Origin of the sequence: Bradyrhizobium sp. WSM3983, from assembly GCF_000473045.1 — a bacterium.
In the GTDB taxonomy this organism is placed as follows: Bacteria; Pseudomonadota; Alphaproteobacteria; order Rhizobiales; family Xanthobacteraceae; genus Bradyrhizobium.
Genome location: NZ_AXAY01000006.1, coordinates 179,502 through 196,254 on the forward strand (window position 1 = coordinate 179,502; position 16,753 = coordinate 196,254).

The window sequence follows — 16,753 nt, forward strand, 5'->3', positions numbered from 1 at the left end:
CTGGCACAAGATCGGCATGCCAGAGAGGGTCTTTGAGGACGCTGATCCATGATGTTGACGGCACTCGGTTTGATGAGCGGCACCTCGCTGGACGGGGTGGACGTCGCGCTGATCGAAACCGACGGGAAACAGGTAAAGGCATTCGGACCGTCCGGCTACCGGCCCTATAGCCCAGCCGAGCGCAATCTGCTGCGCCAGGCTCTGTCCGAGGCTGCGCATTTGCCGCAACGCGATGCCCGGCCGGGCATTCTGGCCGAGGCCGAGCGCGCGGTGACGCTGGCGCATGCCGAGGCGGTCGCCGCCTTCGTCGCCCAGAACCGAATGAAGCCGGAGGATATCGACATCGTCGGCTTTCACGGCCAGACCGTGCTGCACCGTCCCGAGCGGCGGCTGACGGTCCAGATCGGTGACGCGCGGGCGCTGGCCAAGGCCATCCATATCCCTGTGATGCACGACTTCCGCGCTGCCGACGTCGAGGCGGGCGGGCAGGGCGCCCCATTCGTGCCGGTCTACCACCGGGCGCTCGCCAATTCGCTGGCGCGCGAGGGGCCGATCATCGTCGTCAATATCGGCGGCGTTTCCAACATCACCTATATCGATGGCAACGACACGCTGATTGCCTGCGACACCGGGCCCGGCAACGCGCTGCTCGACGATTTCATGTACCGCACCATGAACCAGGCGTTCGATGCGGAGGGCAAGTTCGCAGCACTCGGCAACGCCGACGAGGCCTGGATCGTACGCGCACTAGAGCTGCCGTTCTTCGCATTACCGCCACCGAAATCGCTCGACCGCAACGACTTTGCCGCGGTGAAGCTCGGCGACGTGCCGCCGGCCGACGGTGCTGCGACGCTCACCGCTTTCACTGTCGCCGCGATCGCGCGCATCATACCCTTGCTGCCGCGGCGTCCGCGAAGCTGGATCGTCTGCGGCGGCGGCGCCCGCAATCTCACTATGCTGCGCATGCTGCGGGATCGGGTCGGAACGGCCAGCGTCGAGGCCGCCGAGACTCTCGGCTGGGCCTCCGATGCCATCGAGGCGCAAGCCTTCGGCTTCCTCGCCGCCCGCGGCCTGAAGGGCCTGCCGCTGTCCTATCCGGCCACCACGGGCGTGCCGATGCCGATGACTGGCGGGGTGATCGCCAGACCTTAAAAAGGACTGCCTGAGGGTCACGGTGGGTTGATGCAGATGCATTGATCTTGACGTGTGAATGCAGTTGCATCTATATTGGATGCGATTGCATTGAAACGCCGGGATCCTCGCCATGACCACTTCGCTGAAACTGATCAGCCACAAGCTTTGCCCTTACGTGCAGCGCGCGGTGATCGCGCTCAAGGAGAAGGGCGTGCCGTTCGAGCGGATCGATATCGATCTCGCCAACAAACCGGATTGGTTCCTGAAACTGTCGCCGCTCGGCAAGGTGCCGGTGCTGATGGTGACAACCGACAAGGGCGAGGTCGCTCTCTTCGAGAGCAACGTGATCTGCGAGTACATCGAGGAGACGCAAGCCGGCGCGAAGCTGCATCCGGCGGATGCCTTGAAGCGTGCCGAGCACCGTGCCTGGATGGAGTTCGGCTCGGCGATCCTCGGCGATCTCTGGGGCCTGGAGACCACGACCGATCCTGCGACCTTCGAAAGCAAGCGCCAGGCGCTCGCGGCGAAGTTTGTGCGCGTGGAAGTCGCGCTTGGCGCAGGGCCCTATTTCGCAGGCAATGCGTTCAGCCTGGTCGACGCGGTGTTTGCGCCCGTCTTCCGTTACTTCGATCTGTTCGACGACCTGACTGAGCACGGTATCTTCAGCGATGTGCCCAAGGTCTGCGCTTGGCGTGAGGAGCTCGCGCAGCGTCCGAGCGTGCGTACTGCGGTCAGCGCGGACTACCCGCAATTGCTGCGCGCTTTCCTCGTTCGCCACGACGCGCACCTCCTCAAGCTTGCGGCCTGAGCGCACGCCGATGTCGCAGTCAACGGCTTGGCTGATGCTGCTGATCGCCGGCGCGCTTGATGTCGGCTGGGCGATCTCCATGAAATATGCGGAGGGCTACACGCGCGTGGGCTGGAGCATTGCTTCGCTCGTGCTGCTCGCCGCTTTCGTCTTCCTGCTCGGACGCGCCTTGAGAGTACTCGAAGTCGGCGTCGGCTATTCGGTGTGGACCGGCATCGGCGCCGCCGGCACCTTCGTCATGGGCGTCGTGCTGTTCGGCGAGACCTTGAGCGCAATGAAGCTTGCCGGCATCGCCCTCGTCCTGATGGGGATCGTCGCGCTCAAGCTGGCTTGAGCAGCGTTGCTGCGGTCAGGTGCAGCCGTCGGCAAGCAGCAGCTTGCTCGTCGTCGTGGCATGGCGTAGCTCGAAAAGGTCCTGAGCACCGGGATCATCCAGGAAGGCTTGCGCCATCGCGCGCTCCGGAAATTCGATGATGACGAGGCGCTCGGGCGTCCAGTTGCCTTCGATTGTGGTCGGCTCGACGCCGCGAACGATGTAACGTCCCGAATGCTTGGCGATGAACGCCGGGATTTCATCGATGTATGTCTTGAACCTGGCAAGATCGTTCACCGACAGGTCGAGCACCAGATACGCCTTCATTGCTTGTCCCCCCAACCGAGCGACGCCGTCTTCGGTCAGCTAGAGCTCCGCGGCCATCTTCGCCAGGGTGGCGATGGTGTTCATGTTGCGCGCGGTGCCGGTCTTGGCCGCGGGGATCGCAAGTTTTGACGTCCCCATGCCGTCGCCGTAATGCACGTAGATCTCGCGGCGGCCAAGCTTGACCTCTTCGTCTTTCTGGCCCCGAATTCCGGCGAACGTGTCCGCAGGTGGCGCCTTGTCGAGGAAGATCGCGACCGTGCGGTTGGGCGCCATTTTGGGAAACGGATTGTCGGCCAAGACCTCTGCGATCGCGGCAGCGCTGCGCACGAGCACACCGACCGGCGCGCCGGCGTAAGCGTGCAGGCGCTTTTCGAGGACGGCCTTGATTGCGGATTCCGATTTGCGGCTGGTGAAGACCACATTGCCGCTGGCGATGTAGGTGCGCACGGCACCGAAACCGAGCTCTTCGCACATCGCCTTGAGCTCGGTCATTGGCAGCTTGCCGGTGCCTCCGACATTGACCGCGCGCAGCAGGGCTACGAACGCGGCCATGTCATTCTTACCGCACGTTGGCGAGACGCATGTCGAGATAGGCCGTGATGGTTTCCATCAGGGGCTCGAGCTTGGCGTCGAAGAAATGGTTGGCGCCGGGGATGACCTGCTGGTCGATCACGATGCCCTTCTGCGTCTTCAACTTCTCGACCAGCGTGTTGACGTCCTTGGGCGGCACCACGGCATCCTTCTCGCCATGCACGATCAGGCCGGACGAGGGGCAGGGCGCGAGGAACGAGAAGTCGTAGAGATTGGCCGGCGGCGCGATCGAGATGAAGCCTTCGACCTCGGGGCGGCGCATCAGGAGCTGCATGCCGATCCAGGCGCCGAAGGAGAAGCCGGCAACCCAGCAGGCGCGCGCTTCGGGATTGATGGTCTGCGCCCAGTCGAGGGCGGCCGCCGCATCCGACAATTCGCCGGTGCCATGGTCGAACGAGCCCTGGCTGCGGCCGACGCCACGGAAATTGAAACGCAGCACCGAGAAGCCACGATGCGCGAACGCGTAGTAGCACTGGTATACGATCTGATGGTTCATCGTGCCGTGAAACTGCGGATGCGGATGCAGGATCATCGCGATCGGCGCGTTCTTCTGCTTGGCCGGGTGATAGCGGCCTTCGAGACGGCCGGCGGGGCCAGTGAAAATAACTTCAGGCATGGATGATCTCTGGATTGATTTGCTGGAGCGAGGATCCTTGGCAATCAACCGATTGTGGCCCTCGTCGCCAGATGCCGACGAAAGCGCGAATGGAAGGATGAGAAGGCGTGCGCCTCGCGGTGATGCGCGATGGCGCGCGGTGACTTGACGGCCGCGTTCTAACATAGGCTGCGGGGCAAAAAGCAAGCATCTTCGACATCTGCCAATGTGCTCAAGAACTTAGCCGGTCATCGCGGTGTCACGCCAATGACGGTCGGGAGCGGACAGGGTGATGGCCCCGCTTGCAATTGTGGCGGCAACTGATTGGAATCACGATTGTTTATCGGCTGTCGGGCGAGCCGGCGAGCGATTCACGCGCCGCGCGCCCTCCCAGCGAGGCGACCGCGGGCCGGTAGCGGCGGCTGCCGCCAAGTGTCTGGCCATTGTCGAACGTGAGCTCGAAATCCCCCGACGGCTTGAAGTCCACGCCGCTCACCCGGTCGAGATTGGCAAGCCTGGTCCGGTGAACGCGCACGATGGCGAAGCGGGCGAGTTCGCTTTCGGTCGCGGCAAGCGTGCCGCGGATCAGGTGCTGGGTGCCGTTGGCGAGGCAGTATTCGATGTAATTGCCGGCAGAGGCGACCCACAGGATATCGCGCGGTACGACGCGGATGCGGCTGGTGCCGTCCCGGAGCCAGATCAGATCGGGGGACGGTTGCCCGAGCGGAGCGGCCGGCATGGACAGGCCTGCGCGTGCCGCCTTGCGCAGCTCACGACGGCTTTCGATCAGCCAGAGCGTTGCCCCAAGCAGAAATGCGGTCACCGCGTCCTTGCGGAACTCGTACAGGACCACCGCCAGCGAGAAATGGAAGTCGTAGGCGCTGCCCGCGAGCCAGAGCAGGAGTTTCCGCAAGCCCACCATGCCGATGATGTGGAGGACCGAGAAGCCGAGCAGGGCGGCCGCACCAATTCCGATCCACGCCGCCGGGCCCGCGGTCCGGCGCATGCGCCGCACCGACAGCATCAGGATCGGCACCAGCAGCAGGATGACGATGATGCTCGACAGTTCCCAGAACAGGCGCCGGCCAATGTCATAGCTGTCGCCGCGCCAGGCGGCGTCCTGTGCGCCGGAGAGCGCATTGACGATGCCGACGGCGAACGCGATGGCGGCGATCACAGCGAACATCGTCCAGTCGGCATTGATCACGCCGGGCCAACCGCTCGTCCCGGACGGCGATGCCTCGTCCCCTCGCGCTCGGTTCTGATCCCAAACCGTCTCGACGCGCTCCGTTTCGGGAGCATTTTGGCCGTCAGCCATGGCCCGAAAACCGCGTTTGTGGTCCCGTCAAGGAGCAGAGAACCATGTCAACACCGCAACAAGCATCAAATTCGGAACGACGCATCGATCTGGATTGGGTGCGGGTTTTAGCCTTCGGGCTCCTGATCTTCTACCACGTCGGATTCCGCTGATCTTCGGCATGCTCGTGATCGTGCCACCGCAGTCGTACCTCCAGATCGTCGAGAACCTCGGCTATCCCGCAAGTTTCGCCGATTATTACTTCCACCACCACCTGGCGTTCAGCGCAGCGGACTGTCTCCCGGAAGCGAGGCGGCCATCGTGATTGCCGGCACCGCGCTCACCTGTCTGGTCAGCTACGAGATCGCGCGGCGCATCGGCTGGCTGCGTCCGCTGTTCGGGCTGCGGATGGAGCCGCGTTCCTCGGCCGGGGTCGCGCAGCAACAGCCGGCCTGATGTGCGGCGGCCGCCGATTGGCGCGATGGCAAAAGGTGCTAAGAGGGCGCCATGCCGAGCCGCGTCTACCTCGACTGGAATGCGACCACACCGCTGCGCACCGAGGCGCGCGCAGCGATGTTGGCCGCCTATGAGCTGATCGGCAATCCGTCCTCGGTCCATGCCGAGGGGCGCGAGGCGCGGCGGCTGGTCGAGGACGCCCGCGCCGCGCTGGCGTCGGCCGTGGGCGCGCTAACGCGGAACGTGGTCTTCACCTCCGCCGGAACCGAGGCCAACGCGCTGGCGCTCTCGCCCGGCCTGCGCGGCCGGTCGGGCGAGCCGGCGCGGCGACTCCTGGTCTCCGCTGTCGAGCATGCCTCGGTGCTGGCGGGCGGCCGGTTCCCGGCCGACGACATCAGCCAGATCCGGGTCACGCGCTCCGGGGTCGTCGATCTCGACCACCTTCGCGCGTTGCTCGTGGACGGTCAGCCGGCGCTGGTGTCGGTCATGGCGGCCAACAACGAGACCGGTGCGCTCCAGCCGGTGGCCGAGGCGGCACAGATCGCCCACGAGGCCGGTGGCCTCCTGCACGTCGATGCGATCCAGGCACTCGGCAAAATTGCTTTCAACATTAACGCGGTAGGCGCGGACCTTGCGACCTTTTCTGCGCACAAGATCGGCGGCCCCAAGGGCGTCGGCGCGCTGGTCGTGGCGGAGGGCCTCGCCGGCTTGGAACCGGTGCTGCGGGGCGGCGGACAGGAGCTCGGTCGCCGGGCGGGAACCGAGAATGTTGCCGGCATCGCCGGCTTCGGTGCGGCGGTGAAAGCCGCCCTTCAGGCTCTGCCGGAAGATGTGGAACGGATGGCAAGCCTCAGAGATCGCTTGGGAAATGGCCTTCGCGCGGTTGCTGGGGCAACCGTCTTCGCGGAAGACGTGAAGAGGTTGCCAAATACCGTTCTATTCACTGCACCCGGTCTCAAGGCCGAGACTGCCGTGATCGGCTTTGACCTCGAAGGTGTCGCCGTATCCTCGGGTTCGGCTTGTTCCTCAGGAAAGGTCCAGCCGTCTCACGTGCTCTCGGCGATGGGGTGCGATGCCACCGTGGCCCAGGGAGCGGTGCGTCTCAGTCTGGGCTGGTCCACGGGACCGGATGACATCAATAGGGCGTTAGAGGCTTGGCGAAAGCTCGGTAATACCCTACTTAGAGCGTAAGCGACGAAACACGGCTTGAACGGTTCTAAGCCCGTGCTTTCGGCCAAAAAACATCGTAATACTCGTTCGAGTTTGATCCACCGCGGTCCTTGAAACCGCGAGCGGAGGATAGAATGCCAGCCGTCCAAGAGACGGTCGAGCGCGTCAAGCGCATCGACGTCGACCAATATCGTTATGGGTTTGAGACCCTGATCGAGTCCGACAAGGCCCCCAAGGGGCTGTCGGAAGAGACCGTCAAGTTCATCTCCGAGAAGAAGAACGAGCCCGCCTGGATGCTCCAGTGGCGGCTCGAAGCCTATCGGCGCTGGCTGACCATGACCGAGCCGACCTGGGCGCGCGTCGACTATCCCAAGATCGACTTCCAGGATCTCTATTATTACGCGGCGCCGAAGCCGAAGAAGACGGTGACCTCGCTCGACGAGATCGATCCGGAGATCCTGAAGACCTATGAGAAGCTCGGCATTCCCTTGCGGGAAGTTGCCATGCTCGAAGGCGTCGAGCCGAAGCCCGGCGAGGAAGATCCGGCGCGCCGCAAGATCGCGGTCGACGCTGTCTTCGATTCGGTCTCGGTCGCGACCACCTTCAAGGCGGAGTTGAAGAAGGCCGGCGTGATCTTCATGCCGATCTCGGAGGCCATCCGAGAGCATCCCGAACTGGTGCAGAAGTATCTGGGCTCGGTGGTGCCGACCTCGGACAATTTCTACGCGACGCTGAATTCGGCGGTGTTCTCCGACGGCTCGTTCGTCTACGTGCCGCCGGGCGTGCGCTGTCCGATGGAGCTGTCGACCTATTTCCGCATCAACGAGCGCAACACCGGCCAGTTCGAGCGCACGCTGATCATCGCCGACAAGGGCTCCTACGTCAGCTATCTCGAAGGCTGCACCGCGCCGCAGCGCGACGAGAACCAGTTGCACGCCGCCGTGGTCGAACTCGTCGCGCATGACGATGCCGAGATCAAGTACTCGACGGTCCAGAATTGGTATCCGGGCAATTCGGAAGGCAAGGGCGGCATCTACAATTTCGTCACCAAGCGTGGCGACTGCCGCGGCAACAACTCCAAGATCTCCTGGACCCAGGTCGAGACCGGTTCGGCGATCACCTGGAAGTACCCGAGCTGCATCCTGCGCGGCGATAATTCGCGCGGCGAATTCTACTCGATCGCGATCTCGAACGGCTTCCAGCAGGTCGATTCGGGCACCAAGATGATCCATCTCGGCAAGAACACGTCGAGCCGCATCATCTCGAAGGGCATCGCCGCCGGCAAGTCGCAGAACACCTATCGTGGCCTCGTCACCGCGCACCGGAAAGCGACCGGCGCGCGCAACTTCACCGCCTGCGATTCCCTGTTGATCGGCGACAAATGCGGCGCGCACACCGTGCCGTACATCGAGGCCAAGAACTCGTCGGCAACGTTCGAGCACGAGGCGACGACGTCGAAGATCTCCGAGGACGTGCTGTTCTACTGCGTCCAGCGCGGCCTCAGCCAGGAAGAGGCTGTCGGCCTCGTCGTTAACGGCTTCGTCAAGGACGTGCTGCAGCAACTGCCGATGGAATTCGCGGTAGAAGCGCAGAAGCTGATCTCGATCTCGCTTGAAGGGTCGGTCGGTTAATCGCCGACCCTCGCGGTGCGCTACGGCGCTCCAACATCAATTGAATAAACTGGATACCAAGATGGCTTTGCTTGAAGTGAAAGACCTGAAGGTTCGTGTCGAGGAGCGTGAGATCCTCCATGGGCTGACGCTGACCGTGAACGAAGGCGAGATTCACGCCATCATGGGACCGAACGGCTCCGGCAAGTCGACGCTCTCGCACGTCATCGCCGGCAAACCCGGCTACGAAGTCACCGACGGCCAGATCCTGTTCAAGGGCGAGGATCTCCTGGAGATGGCTCCCGAGGAGCGCGCCGCCAAGGGCGTGTTCCTGGCGTTCCAGTATCCGGTCGAGATTCCCGGTGTCACCACCATGAATTTCCTCCGTACCGCGCTGAATGCCCAGCGCAAGGCGCGCGGCGAGAGCGAACTGATGGTGCCGGACTTCCTGAAGAAGGTCCGCGAGGTCTCGAAGTCGCTGAACATCCCGCAGGACATGCTCAAGCGCGGCGTCAATGTCGGTTTCTCCGGTGGTGAGAAGAAGCGCAACGAGGTGCTGCAGATGGCGCTGTTCGAGCCGAGCCTGTGCATCCTCGATGAGATGGATTCCGGCCTCGACATCGACGCGCTGCGGATTGCTGCCGACGGCGTCAACGCACTGCACTCGCCCAAGCGCGCCATGGTTGTCATCACCCACTATCAGCGGCTCCTCAACTACATCGTGCCCGATGTCGTGCACGTGATGTCGAAGGGCCGCGTCGTGAAGAGCGGCGGCAAGGAGCTGGCGCTTGAGCTGGAAGAATCCGGCTACACCCAGTTCGAGGATGCCGCGTAAGGAATTTTGCGATGAACGTTGCTGTGGCAAAGACCGGAAGCGGCCGCGCGGTGAGCGATCTGTTCGCCAGCGCCGAAGGTCGCCTGCCGGGTTCGCCTTCCGTGATCGCTTCGCGCCGCGAGGCGTTCGAGACCTATGAGCGTCTCGGCCTGCCGCACCGCCGGATCGAGGAATGGAAATACACTGATCTCCGCGCGCTGGTCGGCGAGGTGCTGCCGTTGGCAGCCGCGCCCGATGCGGCTGCTCTGAAGCGCGCCGCGGACGCCGTGAAGGCGCATGCCATCGCCGGCGCCCGCAAGCTGGTGCTGGTCGACGGCGTGTTCGCGGCCGATCTGTCGGACGTCAGGGCGCTCACCGCTGAGGCGGGCTTCAGGACGTTGCGGGAAACGCTGGAGAAGGATGCCGGTCTGCTGACGACCGCTTCCACCGACGCCGTGATCGCACTCAACGCGGCAATGGCGACCGATGGCGTGGTGCTGTCGATCGCCGACGGTGCGCAGTTGTCCGCGCCGATCCAGATCATCCACATCGCGACCGCGGCTTCCGCATCGGCCTTCACCCGTTCGCAGGTCGTGATCGGGAAGGGCGCTCGCGCCACCCTCGTCGAGAGCTTCGTCGCGGCTGGCGCCAAGGCTTACCAGGTCAATGACGCCGTGATCGTCACGGTCGGCGACGACGCTGACGTCGCGCATATCCGCCTGATGGACGATGCGCCTGACGCGGTGAACGTGACCTCGCATTTCGTGACGGTCGGCGCCAACGTCAAACTCAATTTCTTCAACATGACCACTGGTGCCGCGGTCAGCCGCTTGCAGGGTCTCATCACGCTGGCGGGCGAGGGCAGCGAGCTGTCGGCCAATGGCGTCAACCTGTTGCAGAAGACCGAGCATGGCGACACCACGCTGGTGGTCGACCATGCGGTGCCGAACTGCGTCAGCCGCGAAGTCTTCCGTGCCGTGATCGACGATCGCGCCCATTCGGTGTTCCAGGGCCGCATCATCGTTCGCCCCGACGCGCAGAAGACCGACGGCAAGATGATGACCCGCGCACTGCTGCTCTCGGACGAAGCCGAGGCCGACAACAAGCCCGAGCTCGAGATATTCGCCGACGACGTCTCCTGCGGCCACGGCGCCACCTCCGGCGCGCTGGACGACAGCCTGCTGTTCTATCTGAAGGCCCGCGGCCTGCCCGAGAAGCAGGCCCAGGCGCTGTTGATCCAGGCTTTCGTGGGTGAAGCGGTCGAGCAGATTGCCGACGACGGCTTGCGCGAACACGTGATCGGCATTGCCGAGCGCTGGCTGGAGCGCCGGTCATGAGCACGCATCCCGCTGTCAAGAACGGCGCCTATGATGTCGCGCGCGTGCGTCAGGACTTTCCGGCGCTTGCCATGCAGGTCTACGGCAAGCCGCTGGTCTATCTCGACAACGCGGCATCCGCGCAGAAGCCGAGCGTTGTGCTCGATCGCATGACGCAGGCCTATACGTCCGAATACGCCAACGTCCATCGCGGCCTGCACTACCTCGCCAACGCTGCGACCGAAGCCTATGAGGGCGGACGCACCAAGGTCGCGCAGTTCATCAACGCTGCCCGCACCGAGGAAATCATCTTCACCCGCAACGCGACAGAAGCAATCAACCTGGTCGCCTCGTCCTGGGGCGGCCCGAACATCGGGGAAGGCGACGAGATCGTCATCTCGATCATGGAGCACCACTCCAACATCGTGCCCTGGCATTTCCTCAGGGAACGCCAGGGTGCCGTGATCAAGTGGGCGCCGGTCGACGATGAAGGCAACTTCCTCATCGACGAGTTCGAGAAGCTGCTGACGTCGAAGACCAAGCTGGTTGCGATCACGCAGATGTCGAACGCGCTCGGCACCATCGTGCCGGTCAAGGACGTCGTGAAGATCGCCCATGCCCGCGGCATTCCCGTGCTGGTCGACGGCAGCCAGGGCGCGGTGCATCTGCCGGTCGACGTCCAGGATATCGGCTGCGACTTCTACGTCTTTACCGGCCACAAGGTGTACGGGCCGACCGGCATCGGCGTGCTCTGGGCCAAATACGACCATCTTGTCGCGATGCGTCCCTATAACGGCGGCGGCGAGATGATCCGCGAGGTCTCGCGCGATGTCGTCACCTATGGCGATCCCCCGCACAAATTCGAGGCGGGCACGCCCGCGATCGTCGAGGCCGTCGGCCTTGGCGCCGCCATCGACTATGTCAGTTCGATCGGCAAGGAGCGCATCGCCGCCCACGAGCACGATCTCGTCACCTACGCCCAGGAGAAGCTGCGCGAGATCAACTCGCTGCGGCTGATCGGCACCGCGCGGGGCAAGGGCCCGGTGATCTCGTTCGAGCTCAAGGGCGCGCATGCCCATGACGTCGCCACCGTGATCGACCGTCAGGGCATCGCGGTCCGTGCCGGCACCCATTGCGTGATGCCGCTTTTAGAGCGGTTCAACGTGACCGCCACCTGCCGGGCCTCGTTCGGCATGTATAATACGCGGGAAGAAGTCGATCATCTGGCACAGGCGCTGCTGAAGGCGCGGGATTTGTTCGCATGAGTGACACGGCCGAAATCAAAGCCAATCCGATGGAGACCCATTCGGCGTTGCCGCCGGAGGAGACCGAGCGTCTCACGACCGAGATCATCGCCGGGCTCAAGACCGTGTTCGATCCGGAAATCCCGGCCGACATCTACGAGCTCGGCCTGATCTACAAGGTCGAGATCAAGGACGACCGCTCGGTCGACGTGCAGATGACGCTGACGACCCCGAACTGCCCGGCCGCCGGCGAGCTGCCGACCATGGTCGAGAACGCGGTTGCGAGCGTTCCCGGCGTCGGCGTGGTCGACGTCAAGGTCGTCTGGGAGCCGGCCTGGACGCCGGAACGCATGAGCGACGAGGCGCGCCTCGTCCTGAACATGTGGTGACACGTAACCTCGATATTGAATTCGCTCCGCAACGGACCACATCACTGACATGACCCAGATATCGTCCGGCTCGACACCTGCATCCACTCCGAAGCCCCGGCGGCCGCGCCCGCAGGTGATGCGGCTAACGGATGCCGCTGCCCAGCGTATCTCCGAGCTCACCCAGCGCGCCGATTCCGAGATCGTGGGTCTGCGCGTCGGCGTGAAGAACGGCGGCTGTGCCGGCCAGTCCTACACGGTCGAATACGCCCACGATATCCGCCCGACCGACGAGGTCGTCGAGGACAAGGGCGTCAAGATCCTGATCGACCCCAAGGCCGTGCTGTTCCTGCTCGGCACCGAGATGGACTACAAGGCCGACAAGATGCAGGCCCAGTTCGTCTTCAACAACCCCAACCAGATCTCCGCCTGCGGCTGCGGCGAGTCGGTCGAGCTGCGCCCGGCCAAGATCGACGGGTAAGCCCGCTTTCTCGTCTCATTCCGCTGTCGTCCCGGCGTAGGCCGGGACCCATACCGCGTGATCTCTCGGTGATGGGCAGTGTTAGTACCAACACTGGCACGACTAGCAGTCTTCGTTAAACTGCTCCCTGTGGCTATGGGTCCCGGCCTGCGCCGGGACGAAGTTGGGGAGGCAGCCGGGCCATGGACCGCGAATTCCTGATCGACCTGTTCGCCGATTTCGGCCCCGTCGCCATCCGTAAAATGTTCTCCGGCTACGGCATCTCCGCCGACGGGATCAATTTCGCGCTCGCCTTGCGGGCCGGCCTGTTCTTCCGCGCCGACGAGGTGACCATCCCGGACTTTGAGGCCGAAGGCTCAAAGCCGTTCCAGTATTCGACCCGCGCCAAGACGGTGCTGGTGAATTCCTATTGGGAGCTGCCGGCGCGCCTGTTCGACGATTCCGAGGAGCTGGCGCAATGGGCGAGGGCGGCGCTCGCCGCCGCCCAGCGCGCCAAGGTGAAGAAGCGGCCGAAAGGGAAGAAGGCAGCGAGCAAGGCGGCGAAGAAAGTCACCAAGCCGGCGAGAGCGCCGAAGAAGGCGACTAAAAAGGCCCAGGTGCGAAAGGGCGCCAAACGGAAGACTTGAGGATCACTCCGCGGCCTTGGTCAGGCCAACCCGCATGTCCTTTGCCACAAAGACGCAGACACCGTCGGCAAGCACGCGGCCGTCGGCAATTCCGAGCACCAGCTTGCCGCGGCGGACCATGCGCATGGCGACCTCGTAGCGCACGGATCGCGTCTGCGGCGTGACGGCGCCCGTGACCTCGACCTCGCCGACGCCGATGGCGCGGCCCTTGCCCGGCGAGCCCGACCAGCCGAGCCAGTAACCGACCATCTGCCACATCGCATCCAGCCCGAGGCTCCCCGGCATCATCGCGTCACCGCGATAGTGGCAGTCGAAGAACCAGTGGTCCGGCACAATGTCGAGCTCGCCCACGATGTGGCCCTTGCCGAACGCGCCGCCGTCCAAGCTGATCTCGGTGATGCGGTCCATCATGAGCATCGGCGGCGCCGGCAATTGCGCGTTGCCCGGGCCGAAATAGCCGCCTTCGCTCGATCTCAGCAACTCGTCCCTGGTGTAGGACGGTTGGGGTGTGTGAAAATCATGCGGGTTTGGCAAGACGACAGAACCTCTGCGGGCGCGCAGTCAGGTGCACGGGGCCGACGATACAGCCTCAGATGTCGTCCGTCGCGGAGCAATGTCAAGCACGCAAGACCCTTCAAGCTTCGGCCATGTCAGGCTGATGGCCCTTGCCGCGTCACGTGCTCGAAATGTCGCTCAGGCCTATTACGGCCGCATGAAGATGTCGCGACGGCGACCGGCCGCGTCACGCCACCCGGTTGTGCGTCTCGACTGCGTATTCCGGGTCGACTTCGCAGATCACGCGGTTGCGGCCGTTGCGCTTGGCCGCATAGAGGCAGGCGTCCGCACGCTCGATCAGCGCGTCGGTGTCGTCGCCCTGCTTCAGCATGGAGACGCCGACGGAGATGGTGACGCGGCCGAGGATCTCGCCGGTCGACTTCTTCTTCAATTCCTTCGCCATCACTGCCCGGCGGATGTGATCGGCAACGGTGAGGGCCTGGCGTAGCGCGGTATTGGGCAGCACCACCGCGAATTCCTCGCCGCCATAGCGGGCGGTGATGTCCTGGCCCTTGATTGACTGCTTCAGCGACAGGCCGACCAGCCGCAGCACCTGATCGCCGGTGAGATGGCCGTAGGAATCGTTGAACGACTTGAAATGGTCGATGTCGAGCAGCAGGAGCGACAGTGGCTCGCCGCTCGCGAGCGCGCTCTGCACGGCCATGCCGATCATGCGGTCGAAATATTTGCGGTTGCCGAGGCCGGTCAGCGGATCGGTCAGGCTCTCGGCGCGGATCGCTTCCAGGCTCTGCTGGAGATTGCTGATCTCGTTCTTCGACAGCGTCAGCCGGTCTTCCAGCGCCTTGTTGGTCTCGCGCATCTCGCCGGTCGAACGCAGCAGCGCCTCGACGATGGTTTTGATCTGCTCGCGGCTCTTGGCCGAGGACAATTGCGCGGTCGCGCCCGACAGGCTGGTGTCGTAGGCGCTGGTCATGCCGAGTGCGTCGCTCAAGACCGTCATCACGTCGTCGATCTCGCCGATGACGCGCGCACCGACCTTGTCGATGCGGTCGGTCGTTTTGATGTGGGAGAGATAGGTGTCGTAGATCTGCTCGAGATCGGCTTCGGTCAGCTTGCCGTTGCGTGCCAGCGTCTCGTTGATGATCTTGTTGAGCGGCGCGTTGTAGCCCGTCGCGTAGACGTACCAGATCTCGTAGTTGCGGGGAATTGCGGTTTGCTTCAGTGACCGGATCTGGCCGAGCGCCACCTCGGCAAACGCCATCGTGCGCTCGTGTTCATCGAGAACCTTGACCACAGAACATACCCCACAGCGGTCGGTGTGCAGCCGACCGCAGCAATGCTTAAATTATGTTCGTAGGCTAACGGACGATCATGAATTGTCGGTAAACGATCGACCGTTCAACTCAGGCGTGTATCGTGGTTTCAGGCCCCGGCAGGGGAGCGGACCGGTCGGAGCAGGAACGCCGGGAGATGCGAGTGATCGCCGGGCTCGGCGTCGGCCTCGCGCTGCCGGCGCGGCTCGGGGCGGCCGATCGACGGCACATGCGATGGATTGGCTTGCGGCCGCGAGCCATGACGCGGCTCGGAGGATTGCCTGGCTTCGCGCGGAGGCCTTGCCTCACGTGCCGGCCTCTCTTCGCGAGGCGGCCGTGCTTCGGCAGCCGGCCTTGCGTCCGACGAAGGCGTTGCCTCGGAGGAATGTCGCGCCTCGCGCGGCTCTCGGCTGCGCTCACGGTCGCGACCGCGCTGCGGCTTGCCGCGTCCGCCGCGGGAGCGTTCACGATCGCGGCCGCGCGATTCGCGCGGACGGTCGCTCTGCTCACCCGAATCTGCGCTCACCTCGTAATCGCCTTCGGCACGCGGGATGCTCTGGCCGATCAGCTTCTCGATCGCCACCATCGACTTCTGGTCGAGCGGCGTCACGAGCGAGATCGCCATGCCGGACCGGCCTGCGCGGCCGGTGCGGCCGACACGATGGACGTAGTCGTCGGGATGATGGGGGACGTCGAAATTGAAGACGTGGCTGACCTCGGGAATGTCGAGGCCGCGGGCAGCGACGTCGGAGGCGACGAGGAGCGGCAGCTCACCTTTGCGGAACTGGTCGAGTGCCGCCATGCGGGCCGGCTGGTCCATGTCGCCGTGCAGCGCGCCGACGCTGAAGCCGTGCTTCTGAAGTGACTTGTGAACGATCGCGACTTCGCGCTTGCGATTGCAGAAGATGATCGCGTTCTTGAGATCCTTGGCTTCGCGCAGCAGGCGACGCAGCAACTCGCGCTTCTCATGCGCCTCACGTCCGGCAGGCACTTGCGATTGCGTGACGGTGACGGCGGTGGTGGCGGGCTTGGAGACTTCGACCTTCTGCGGATTGTGCAGGAAGGTCTCGGTGATGCGCCGGATTTCCGGCGGCATGGTCGCGGTGAAGAACAGGGTCTGCCGTGTAAACGGAACGAGCTTGCAGATGCGCTCGATGTCGGGAATGAAGCCCATGTCCAGCATGCGGTCGGCTTCGTCGATGACGAGCAGCTCGACGCCGGTAAGCAGGAGGCCGCCGCGCTCGGTATGGTCGAGCAGCCGGCCTGGCGTTGCGATCAGCACGTCGACGCCGCGCGTCAGCTTGGCATCCTGGTCGCCGAAGGAGACGCCGCCGATCAGGAGGGCGACGTTGAGTTTCTGGCCGGCGCCGTAGCGGTCGAAGTTTTCCTTCACCTGCGCTGCGAGTTCGCGGGTCGGCTCCAGGATCAGCGTGCGCGGCATGCGTGCGCGGGCGCGACCCTTTTCGAGGATGGTGAGCATCGGCAGCACGAAGGCCGCGGTCTTGCCGGTGCCGGTCTGGGCGATGCCGAGTACGTCCTTGCGTGCGAGGACGTGGGGGATCGCCTGTTCCTGAATGGGGGTCGGGGTGGTGTAACCGGTGGCCGCCACTGCGGCGAGGACTTTTTCGGATAGTCCGAGATTGGAAAAGGACATTGAGCCTCTGGTCGAAACCGCCGTTCGGAATCGAGAGTAAAAAGGCTGTCGCGTTCCACCCCTAAACGGCGCGCTCTCAAAGAAGCTGGGGGTGCTGACTCACGCGAACAAAGCGCCAGG

Annotated in this window: 20 protein-coding genes; 13 read left to right on the forward strand and 7 right to left on the reverse strand. The window is 64.1% G+C overall.

All coding sequences use genetic code 11. The features are described 5' to 3' along the window. Nucleotides 1-48: 48 nt before the first annotated feature. From YUA_RS0112060 to YUA_RS0112070, 3 genes are all read left to right on the forward strand, one after another. Nucleotides 49-1,152 carry an anhydro-N-acetylmuramic acid kinase gene (locus YUA_RS0112060; RefSeq protein WP_027530927.1) on the forward strand — a complete coding sequence of 368 codons (1,104 nt, stop codon included), beginning with the start codon at nucleotides 49-51 and terminating at the stop codon, nucleotides 1,150-1,152. Nucleotides 1,153-1,264: 112 nt separating this feature from the next. Beyond that, a complete protein-coding gene (locus YUA_RS0112065; RefSeq protein WP_027530928.1) occupies nucleotides 1,265-1,942 on the forward strand; it encodes a glutathione S-transferase family protein in 678 nt (225 codons plus the stop codon). 10 nt (nucleotides 1,943-1,952) lie between these two features. Next, entirely contained in the window at nucleotides 1,953-2,276 is a 324-nt protein-coding gene (locus YUA_RS0112070; RefSeq protein ID WP_027530929.1) for a multidrug efflux SMR transporter, read from the forward strand. Nucleotides 2,277-2,291: 15 nt separating this feature from the next. On the opposite strand, the gene YUA_RS0112075 is transcribed toward YUA_RS0112070, so the two are convergent. The 4 genes from YUA_RS0112075 to YUA_RS43840 form a co-directional block, all read right to left on the reverse strand. Then, nucleotides 2,292-2,582, reverse strand: a complete 291-nt coding sequence (locus YUA_RS0112075; protein WP_027530930.1) for a DUF1330 domain-containing protein — start codon at nucleotides 2,580-2,582, stop codon at nucleotides 2,292-2,294. A 39-nt stretch (nucleotides 2,583-2,621) separates the two neighbouring features. Next, the gene (locus tag YUA_RS0112080) at nucleotides 2,622-3,134 is read right to left on the reverse strand and encodes a DUF1697 domain-containing protein (RefSeq protein ID WP_027530931.1); all 513 of its coding nucleotides are present in this window, start codon (nucleotides 3,132-3,134) and stop codon (nucleotides 2,622-2,624) included. A 7-nt stretch (nucleotides 3,135-3,141) separates the two neighbouring features. Continuing rightward, entirely contained in the window at nucleotides 3,142-3,789 is a 648-nt protein-coding gene (locus YUA_RS0112085) for an alpha/beta hydrolase (RefSeq protein WP_014495555.1), read from the reverse strand. A gap of 319 nt (nucleotides 3,790-4,108) precedes the next feature. Beyond that, a complete protein-coding gene (locus YUA_RS43840; RefSeq protein WP_245285147.1) occupies nucleotides 4,109-4,975 on the reverse strand; it encodes a LytTR family DNA-binding domain-containing protein in 867 nt (288 codons plus the stop codon). Nucleotides 4,976-5,246: 271 nt separating this feature from the next. On the opposite strand from YUA_RS43840, the gene YUA_RS51605 reads away from it, so the two are divergent. From YUA_RS51605 to YUA_RS0112140, 10 genes are all read left to right on the forward strand, one after another. Next, on the forward strand, nucleotides 5,247-5,390 hold the full coding sequence (locus YUA_RS51605) for a hypothetical protein (RefSeq protein ID WP_245285148.1): 144 nt from the start codon (nucleotides 5,247-5,249) through the stop codon (nucleotides 5,388-5,390). After that, nucleotides 5,387-5,521, forward strand: coding sequence for a hypothetical protein (locus tag YUA_RS52290; RefSeq protein ID WP_256375360.1), 135 nt, complete (start codon nucleotides 5,387-5,389; stop codon nucleotides 5,519-5,521). The genes YUA_RS51605 and YUA_RS52290 overlap by 4 nt, the downstream gene beginning before the upstream one ends. A 51-nt stretch (nucleotides 5,522-5,572) precedes the next feature. Further along, nucleotides 5,573-6,712: a cysteine desulfurase family protein gene (locus tag YUA_RS0112105; RefSeq protein WP_027530932.1), complete on the forward strand. Its 1,140-nt coding sequence runs from the start codon at nucleotides 5,573-5,575 to the stop codon at nucleotides 6,710-6,712. Nucleotides 6,713-6,825: 113 nt separating this feature from the next. After that, complete coding sequence (gene sufB, locus YUA_RS0112110) at nucleotides 6,826-8,322, forward strand: Fe-S cluster assembly protein SufB (protein ID WP_027530933.1); 1,497 nt, start codon at nucleotides 6,826-6,828, stop codon at nucleotides 8,320-8,322. Between the two features lie 61 nt (nucleotides 8,323-8,383). Then, nucleotides 8,384-9,136 carry a Fe-S cluster assembly ATPase SufC gene (gene sufC, locus YUA_RS0112115; RefSeq protein ID WP_027530934.1) on the forward strand — a complete coding sequence of 251 codons (753 nt, stop codon included), beginning with the start codon at nucleotides 8,384-8,386 and terminating at the stop codon, nucleotides 9,134-9,136. 11 nt (nucleotides 9,137-9,147) lie between these two features. Then, complete coding sequence (gene sufD, locus YUA_RS0112120; protein WP_027530935.1) at nucleotides 9,148-10,452, forward strand: Fe-S cluster assembly protein SufD; 1,305 nt, start codon at nucleotides 9,148-9,150, stop codon at nucleotides 10,450-10,452. After that, a complete protein-coding gene (locus YUA_RS0112125; protein WP_027530936.1) occupies nucleotides 10,449-11,696 on the forward strand; it encodes a cysteine desulfurase in 1,248 nt (415 codons plus the stop codon). The genes sufD and YUA_RS0112125 overlap by 4 nt, the downstream gene beginning before the upstream one ends. After that, nucleotides 11,693-12,064, forward strand: a complete 372-nt coding sequence (locus tag YUA_RS0112130) for an SUF system Fe-S cluster assembly protein (protein WP_015686425.1) — start codon at nucleotides 11,693-11,695, stop codon at nucleotides 12,062-12,064. Before YUA_RS0112125 ends, YUA_RS0112130 begins: the two co-directional genes overlap by 4 nt. A 49-nt stretch (nucleotides 12,065-12,113) precedes the next feature. After that, on the forward strand, nucleotides 12,114-12,524 hold the full coding sequence (locus YUA_RS0112135) for an iron-sulfur cluster assembly accessory protein (protein WP_084292432.1): 411 nt from the start codon (nucleotides 12,114-12,116) through the stop codon (nucleotides 12,522-12,524). 182 nt (nucleotides 12,525-12,706) lie between these two features. Continuing rightward, nucleotides 12,707-13,150, forward strand: a complete 444-nt coding sequence (locus tag YUA_RS0112140) for a TfoX/Sxy family protein (RefSeq protein ID WP_027530938.1) — start codon at nucleotides 12,707-12,709, stop codon at nucleotides 13,148-13,150. A gap of 3 nt (nucleotides 13,151-13,153) precedes the next feature. Here YUA_RS0112140 and fabA read toward each other — a convergent pair whose 3' ends face one another. From fabA to YUA_RS0112155, 3 genes are all read right to left on the reverse strand, one after another. Further along, nucleotides 13,154-13,684 (reverse strand): bifunctional 3-hydroxydecanoyl-ACP dehydratase/trans-2-decenoyl-ACP isomerase, encoded by a 531-nt coding sequence (fabA, locus tag YUA_RS0112145; protein ID WP_027530939.1) that lies wholly within the window; start codon nucleotides 13,682-13,684, stop codon nucleotides 13,154-13,156. Nucleotides 13,685-13,892: 208 nt separating this feature from the next. After that, nucleotides 13,893-14,960 carry a GGDEF domain-containing protein gene (locus YUA_RS0112150; RefSeq protein WP_027530940.1) on the reverse strand — a complete coding sequence of 356 codons (1,068 nt, stop codon included), beginning with the start codon at nucleotides 14,958-14,960 and terminating at the stop codon, nucleotides 13,893-13,895. 128 nt (nucleotides 14,961-15,088) lie between these two features. Beyond that, the gene (locus YUA_RS0112155; RefSeq protein ID WP_027530941.1) at nucleotides 15,089-16,633 is read right to left on the reverse strand and encodes a DEAD/DEAH box helicase; all 1,545 of its coding nucleotides are present in this window, start codon (nucleotides 16,631-16,633) and stop codon (nucleotides 15,089-15,091) included. Nucleotides 16,634-16,753 lie beyond the last annotated feature (120 nt).

Bases quoted from the DNA above. Each gene is read 5' to 3' on its own strand.
- YUA_RS0112060 (WP_027530927.1), top strand. From the start codon at position 49: ATGATGTTGACGGCACTCGGTTTGATGAGCGGCACCTCGCTGGACGGG.
- YUA_RS0112065 (WP_027530928.1), top strand. From the start codon at position 1,265: ATGACCACTTCGCTGAAACTGATCAGCCACAAGCTTTGCCCTTACGTG.
- YUA_RS0112070 (WP_027530929.1), top strand. From the start codon at position 1,953: ATGTCGCAGTCAACGGCTTGGCTGATGCTGCTGATCGCCGGCGCGCTT.
- YUA_RS0112075 (WP_027530930.1), bottom strand. From the start codon at position 2,582: ATGAAGGCGTATCTGGTGCTCGACCTGTCGGTGAACGATCTTGCCAGG.
- YUA_RS0112080 (WP_027530931.1), bottom strand. From the start codon at position 3,134: ATGGCCGCGTTCGTAGCCCTGCTGCGCGCGGTCAATGTCGGAGGCACC.
- YUA_RS0112085 (WP_014495555.1), bottom strand. From the start codon at position 3,789: ATGCCTGAAGTTATTTTCACTGGCCCCGCCGGCCGTCTCGAAGGCCGC.
- YUA_RS51605 (WP_245285148.1), top strand. From the start codon at position 5,247: ATGCTCGTGATCGTGCCACCGCAGTCGTACCTCCAGATCGTCGAGAAC.
- YUA_RS0112105 (WP_027530932.1), top strand. From the start codon at position 5,573: ATGCCGAGCCGCGTCTACCTCGACTGGAATGCGACCACACCGCTGCGC.
- sufB (WP_027530933.1), top strand. From the start codon at position 6,826: ATGCCAGCCGTCCAAGAGACGGTCGAGCGCGTCAAGCGCATCGACGTC.
- sufC (WP_027530934.1), top strand. From the start codon at position 8,384: ATGGCTTTGCTTGAAGTGAAAGACCTGAAGGTTCGTGTCGAGGAGCGT.
- sufD (WP_027530935.1), top strand. From the start codon at position 9,148: ATGAACGTTGCTGTGGCAAAGACCGGAAGCGGCCGCGCGGTGAGCGAT.
- YUA_RS0112125 (WP_027530936.1), top strand. From the start codon at position 10,449: ATGAGCACGCATCCCGCTGTCAAGAACGGCGCCTATGATGTCGCGCGC.
- YUA_RS0112130 (WP_015686425.1), top strand. From the start codon at position 11,693: ATGAGTGACACGGCCGAAATCAAAGCCAATCCGATGGAGACCCATTCG.
- YUA_RS0112135 (WP_084292432.1), top strand. From the start codon at position 12,114: ATGACCCAGATATCGTCCGGCTCGACACCTGCATCCACTCCGAAGCCC.
- YUA_RS0112140 (WP_027530938.1), top strand. From the start codon at position 12,707: ATGGACCGCGAATTCCTGATCGACCTGTTCGCCGATTTCGGCCCCGTC.
- YUA_RS0112155 (WP_027530941.1), bottom strand. From the start codon at position 16,633: ATGTCCTTTTCCAATCTCGGACTATCCGAAAAAGTCCTCGCCGCAGTG.